Origin of the sequence: Mycobacterium sp. (assembly GCF_035314665.1) — a bacterium.
Classification (GTDB): domain Bacteria; phylum Actinomycetota; class Actinomycetes; order Mycobacteriales; family Mycobacteriaceae; genus Mycobacterium.
This window is the reverse complement of sequence record NZ_DATFZD010000041.1, coordinates 21,027-27,552: the sequence shown is the minus strand read 5'-3', so window position 1 is coordinate 27,552 and position 6,526 is coordinate 21,027. Positions and strand designations below refer to the sequence as shown.

Below are 6,526 nucleotides of genomic sequence, written 5' to 3'. Positions count from 1 at the left end.
GGCTCTTCGGAAATGAGCGTGCAGCGGTGGTTGGCGGATATCCGGGGTGGGGGTTCGTGTCGTTGAGCTGAGGTGGGGCCTCGGTGGGTGACGATTCAGGTTCCTACACGCCGCTTCACCAACACCACCGAGGTGACCCTTGCCTGAGGCTACCGCCTGCCCGCCTGCTGTTGTTGCCGACACGATCATGCGCACCATCGAGCTGGGCGTGACGATCACCGACGCTGCCGTCGATGAGAAGACCACGACGATCTTCTGTGTGCCGGTAGCCCGTGATCCGCGGTGTCCGGGCTGCGGTCGAGAGGGCCGCTACCGCGACACCGTGACCCGGCTGTTGACGGATCTGCCGGTGGCCGGCTACCCGCTGGTGCTGCAGGTGGGCGTACCTCGCTACCGTTGCCTAACCCCTGAGTGTGGGCGTGCGGTGTTCAACCAGGATCTGGGCAAGTTGGCGGCCCCACGGGCTTCGACGACGCGGCGCTGTGCCCGGTATGTGTTGCGGCGGTTGATGATCGACCGCACCACCATTTCGGCTATCGCCGCGGAATTGGGTGTGTCCTGGCATACCGTCAGCTCGATTGCGATGCGTGCGACCGCGGCCCTGATCACCGCGACCGGGCCAGATCGGCTGGCCGGGGTGAAGGTGATCGGTGTCGACGAGCACCGCTGGGCGCCTCGGCGTCGCGGCACCGAGGGGTTCGTCACGCTGATCATCGACCTCACCCCTACCCACGACCAGACCGGGCCGGCACGACTGCTCGACCTGGTCGAAGGACGCTCAGCGAGCGCACTGTCGTCGTGGTTGGCCGCCCAACCCAGCGACTTCGCCCAGGCCGTGGAGGTCATTGCGATGGACGGATTCGCCGGCTACAAGACCGCCGTTACCCAGGTCATCCCGGACGCGGTCACCGTGATGGACCCCTTCCACGTCGTCGCCTTGGCCGGGGTCAAGCTGGATTTGATCCGCCAACGCATCCAGCAGCAGACCCTTGGTCGGCGCGGACACACCGGCGACCCGCTCTATGGGATCCGGCGCATCGCCCGAACCCGCCTGCAGCTGCTCTCCACACGCCAATACACCCGGCTGACCGAGGTGCTCGACGGCGACGAACACCTCGCGGTCAAGGTCGCCTGGCTGATCTATCAGAAGATCATCGCCGCCTACGCCGACCCGAACCGACGTCGCGGCAAGAACGCAATGACCAGGCTGATCGCCTCGATCCGGCGTGGCGTGCCAACCGGATTGGAGGAGATCGCCCAACTCGGCCGCACGCTATCGCGCCGCCGAACCGACATCCTGGCCTTCTTCGACCACCACGCCTCCAACGGACCCACCGAGGCCATCAACGGCCGCCTGGAAGCCTTGCGCCGCAACGCCCTCGGATTCCGCAACCTCACCCACTACCGCTGGCGCTCACTACTGCACAGCGGAGCACTCCACCAACTTGTCAATGCACTCTGAATTACGAAGAGCCGGTAATCCGGCTCGCCGTGCATCATGGCGATCATCAGATCGGCCGACCCAACCTCAACCGGGCTGCCGGCCTTCAACGCCTCCAACAGGCGCATCGCCGCGATTAACCCACGGGCTCGGCTTCGGGCAACCCGGCAACTCGTGCTGACGACATGCGATCAGCAGCTCGCGCGGCCCGTCGCTGCGTGCCTGCCGACGCGCCATCAGGGGCCATCCCACACGGCGCTGGCGCTCCCGTCAGCGGCCAGGAATACGCGCCCCTCCGGGTGCACCACGTACCGCGCCGCGGGGTCCACCGGCCCGAGGCCGGCCAACCTGCCGTCGGTCGGCGCACGACGACCGACGAACCTCAAAAACTGACCGACAGGGGCACTCCCCGGCTCGCGTGCTCGGCTCCGGCCTGCGTTGCTGAAGTAACGTCGAACACGCTGTCGTCAGCGATCGCGGTCAGGACCGATCGCATATTGTCCGCACACGATGTCGCGATCAATTCGAACGGTAGGACCACATTGGGGTGGTGCGGTCGTACCTCGCGGATGACCACGCGCGCCAAAATTGGGACAAGCTCATCGACGCGCCGGTGCAATGTCTTCGCAACCTCGGCGACCTGCTGAGCTTCCGTGTCACATTTCATGTGCGGCAGGCTAGAAGCAAGTTCCGTGCCGCCACTGGCCGCTGCGACGGAGACGGCGGTCGCTCTAATCTCCGCCACGACGACACCTCTTTGGCGACGATGACATCTTAGCCGCGGTCGACCGGTCAGGACGCGTTATTGGACACCTGAACAAAAAGTGTTGAGGGTACCTTGCAGAAGGCTGAGCCCGTGCCTGCTTAGCCAGGCTGATCGCAATGCTGTTGGTCATTGCATCTCCGCCAAGGGCGGGCGCACCACGATCACGGGTGCATGCGCCGCGTGGACCACCTCGGTGCTGACAGATTCCAATGACATTCGGCCGAAGCCACCACGGCCGTAGCCGCCGACAACCACGAGTTGAGCCGTCTTCGACTCCTCGAGCAGTTGACGTGCTGGACGACCCTCTACCATCCGACGGTGCACGCGTACGTCGGGGTAGCGTTCTTGCAAGCCCGCGAGGCACTCTGACACGGTTTCCTCGGCGCTGGGTTGCCAACCTAACCACTTGTTCCGGCGGATGGTGAACATGTTGTTGTCACTTCGGGCATGCAGGGCCACCAAATCCACGCCGCGCCAAGAGGCTTCGTCGAACGCGACCGCTGCCGTCAGCTCTGATGATCGCGATCCATCGACCCCGACCAGTACGGGTAGCTTATTTGCTTGCCGCGACGTCGGCGCTTCGTCATGGACTACTGCGACTGGGCAGTGCGCCTGATGAACCACCCCAGCGCTGACCGACCCGAGCAGGGCACGGCGTAACGCGCCCCGTCTACGGCAGCCGACCACCACCATCTGAGCCTCCTGAGAGAGCTCGACAAGTGTGGGGACAGGCGGTGAAACCAACAGTTCAGTGCTGACCGGTGGACCCTTCCCGCCGTCGACAGCATCTTCGACGGCCTTGACCGCAGTGGCGATCATGTTCCGCGCGTCATTCTCTTGATCCAGCCATAAGCCGGGGTCGGCCGACCACCCGGATGTCGCCGAGCTCAACATCGTCTCGCAGATGGCGTGCACAAGGGTGAGCGGAACGTTGCGCATGGCTGCCTCATAGGTGGCCCAGCGCACTGCGCTCAGCGATGGTGTCGATCCGTCGACGCCGACCAAGAGTCCCGAATGCGTCGTGCGGTCAGACATTTCGCTGCCTTCGTTCTGTTACTTTGATGACGAATGTGCCACATGCCTTTCATTGAAATTTGGGACCAGAAGCATCCACCGGCGCCGAACATCGAGCAACCGACGGATCCTCACGGCGGGAATCGATGCGAAAGAAAGTCAACTCGTCGCTGATGCCTTTGAGTTTCTGTGAATAAGCAGATGACCATCCGAAAGACCCTGTATCTGGGACAGTTTCGCGCGCAGCTGCTGCCACTAACACGGTGCCGGGCCGTGCGACGTGAGTGAGCCGGCTCGCCACGTTGACAGGATTGCCGAACCAATCGCCGGCGCTGCTTACGGCATCACCGTAGTCAACACCGACCCGGAGCGGTGGCAAGCCTGCCTTATGCACGAGGCCGACCAGGTCCAGGACAGCATTCAACAACGGCACGGTTTCTGGTGAAACGAACATGACGGCGTCCCCAATCGACTTGACGAATTGCACCGGGGCGACAGCCACCTTCTCGGCCAGGCCGGTCAGGATGCTGGCGATGTGTTCGAGTTCCACGGCCGGCAGCTCCGCGCCGAGGCTGGTGAAGCCGGCAAGATCAGCGAAGGCCACAGCGATCTCGCGGGCGCCCGGAAGGCTACCGGCCGCGCGCTCCGCGGCGGTGACGGCTTCCGTCACGAAGATATGGCGCAACTGAACCAGCATCAGGTCGTTGACCACCGGTCCGATTCCTGGCACAGCTTGACGTGCCTTCTCCTCCGATTGCATGGCAAGCTCGATCTCGCTTGCCCCGGGCCGGGCGAAAGTCTTGTACGCCGCCCGACGCATCACTGCCGCAGCCCGTTCCAGACCCTGCATCAAAACGCGCATGATGGCGACGGTCTCATCCTCGTCCGCACCTAGATCGAGGAAGAACTTGGCGTGGCCGACGGCGAGGGCATCCACCCGCGGCAAGACTGCCGCGTCGGCATCGTCGATCCGAGGTAGGCCGTCAGCGTTCTGCAATCGCAGCAGCAGTCCCAAGTCGAGTCCCATCGCCGTGCACGCCTCACGAGCAGACAAGTACACTCCGTCGTCGCCCATGACCCGTTGGGCGGGCAGCAGCAGCGGAGAGGTCGATGCCCGGATCTGCTCGATACTGAAACCGCGGTCGAGGAGCCAGACAATCAGTTCGGCACGATCGGTATGTGCGCGCCCTTCGAGGCCGTCGAGCAGGTCGGAATTCTCCGCGTCGAAGTCAGCTGTCATCGGGTCACCTAGGAACAGCAAGCGCGTAACGTTTTGGCGTCGCGAGCCACTTGTCTCGGCAAAAGCTTGCCGCGTCGGCGCAAAGCTCGCAGTCGCCGAGTGGAAACCTCTAGACGGCGACCCGGATGCCGTCTAGAGGCATTGAGCTGCATGTCTTTCCGCGCGCCGTAGTTCAACCGGTGTGTGTGACAGGTCAGGCCACCTTGTTAGGTGTCGGCTCGAAGATGTGCGAGACGCGCTTCTCTACGGTGTTCACATCGTGCCGAGCCGACAACGCCGCCACAGTCTCGAAGATCCCGATGACGACGAGCCACGCACCGGTGACATACGCAAGCATCTCAATCGAATCGAACGGCCATGCCAGTACCACGAGACCGGCGAGGATGCTGACCACTCCGAAGAAGATGCCCCAGCCCCGTCCCGGCAGGTCGCGGTAGCTGATCGCCGTCGCGGTCATGGCTACTCCCTGAAAGAGAAATCCGATTCCAACCCAGAGGGCCAGCAGCAGGACCGCGTAGCTATCACCGAAGTGTCGCAGGGACAGTATTCCCAAGGCGACCGACAGCGCGCCGGTGATGAACAGCAGCACCCGGTAGGGAACCGATACATGCAGGCTGAACGCAAATACCACCTCGGCGATGCCCGACACCAGCAGATAGATGCCAAGCAACGTCGCAGCCGTAAGGATCGATATGCCGGGCCAGCCGAGGATAAGGCCGCCCAATACCACGGTCAGGATTCCGGTTAGCAGCATCGACTGCCACAGATACTGCAATGGTCTTGGTGTTTCGATGGTTGTCATCGCAGCTCCTCAAGTATTGCGTGGACGCCTTCGATGCTTTCGCCATCGCAGTGGTCCTAACAGGGCCAAAAGTCATCAGAAACGCCACTCGATTGCCATGCCCGCTAATGCTGCAGAACGGGGTGTGCTGACTGCTGGCGAGCTGGATGCAGTCGTAACGATGAGCTTGTTTGGGTCGCCGGCATGCCGAATGTGTTTCTCGTCGGATGACTGATGACTCGTGGCGGCATCTCACCGCGGGCCCATTGTCGTTGGTGGCTTTGCCGTCGGTGCACGTCGGCGCCGCGTTAAGCAGGGTGACGCAGCTGGCGATTATCCGTCGCAGAACTCCGAGCGGCGTGAACGAGAAGTGCTGCTCATGACGTCTTGGCAGGCGCTGATTCGAACACCCCGGAGACTCGCTTCTCCACCGTGTTCACATGGTGCCGGGTGTACAACGCCGCCACGATCTCCAAGATTCCGATGACGACGAGCCAGGCGCCGGTAACGTACGCAAGAATCGCAATCGAATCGAACGGCCAGCCCAGCACCACGACACCGGCGAGGATGCTTACCACGCCGAAGAAGATGTACCAGCCCCGTCCGGGCAGGTCGCGGTAGCTGATCGCCGTCCCGGTTTCGGCCACGCCCTGTAACACAAATCCAACGCCAACCCAGATGGCCAACAGTAGTACCGCATACTGGTCACCGAAGTGTCGTAATGACAGTATTCCCAAGGCCACCGACAACAGACCGGTGATAAACAGCAGGACTCGGTAGGGAACGGGGACTAGGAGGCTGAACGCGTAAATCACCTCGGCGACGCCCGAAACGACCAGGTATATACCGAGCAGGGTGGCAGCCGCGACGATCGATATGTCGGGCCAGCCAAGGATGAGACCACCTAAAACCGCAGTCGTAATTCCGGTTAGCAGCACCGACTGCCAAATAGACTGCAACGGTTTCGGGGTTTTGATGGTTGTCATCACAGCTCCTCAAATCTAGCGTGGACTTGTCCGTACTTTCATGCTTTCGTCGCCGAAACAGCCATACTAGGGCCGAAAGTCATAAGAATTTGCACTCGGTACCTCGGACGACTTTCGAGGCTTATTGGTTCGGGTCGCCGAAATGCGGACGACTTGCTCAAGGCCGACGATTTGTCCGACGAGAGGATGCGACGTAGAAACTCGAGGATTCGGCCGCAACTATCCGTGAGAGCAGGTCGAGGCCGCAACCGGCCGGGAGGCCAATGAGGTCGAGCGGACCGTTGCCGGCGCGCGGGCC

6 protein-coding genes are annotated in these 6,526 nt (G+C 62.5%); 1 reads left to right on the top strand and 5 read right to left on the bottom strand.

All coding sequences use genetic code 11. From position 1 onward, the window contains the following. Positions 1–187 precede the first annotated feature (187 nt). Positions 188–1,462: an ISL3 family transposase gene (locus VKI00_RS03120; RefSeq protein WP_414687104.1), complete on the top strand. Its 1,275-nt coding sequence runs from the start codon at positions 188–190 to the stop codon at positions 1,460–1,462. Positions 1,463–1,823: 361 nt separating this feature from the next. Here VKI00_RS03120 and VKI00_RS03115 read toward each other — a convergent pair whose 3' ends face one another. The 5 genes from VKI00_RS03115 to VKI00_RS03095 all read right to left on the bottom strand — a co-directional run bounded on the left by VKI00_RS03115 (position 1,824) and on the right by VKI00_RS03095 (position 6,228). After that, complete coding sequence (locus tag VKI00_RS03115) at positions 1,824–2,108, bottom strand: hypothetical protein (protein WP_324435281.1); 285 nt, start codon at positions 2,106–2,108, stop codon at positions 1,824–1,826. Between the two features lie 225 nt (positions 2,109–2,333). Next, positions 2,334–3,242: a universal stress protein gene (locus VKI00_RS03110; RefSeq protein ID WP_324435280.1), complete on the bottom strand. Its 909-nt coding sequence runs from the start codon at positions 3,240–3,242 to the stop codon at positions 2,334–2,336. 49 nt (positions 3,243–3,291) lie between these two features. Continuing rightward, positions 3,292–4,461, bottom strand: coding sequence for an adenylate/guanylate cyclase domain-containing protein (locus tag VKI00_RS03105; RefSeq protein WP_324435278.1), 1,170 nt, complete (start codon positions 4,459–4,461; stop codon positions 3,292–3,294). Positions 4,462–4,654: 193 nt separating this feature from the next. Next, positions 4,655–5,263 (bottom strand): HdeD family acid-resistance protein, encoded by a 609-nt coding sequence (locus tag VKI00_RS03100; RefSeq protein ID WP_324435276.1) that lies wholly within the window; start codon positions 5,261–5,263, stop codon positions 4,655–4,657. Positions 5,264–5,619: 356 nt separating this feature from the next. Further along, positions 5,620–6,228, bottom strand: a complete 609-nt coding sequence (locus VKI00_RS03095) for an HdeD family acid-resistance protein (protein ID WP_324435274.1) — start codon at positions 6,226–6,228, stop codon at positions 5,620–5,622. Between the last annotated feature and the right edge of the window lie 298 nt (positions 6,229–6,526).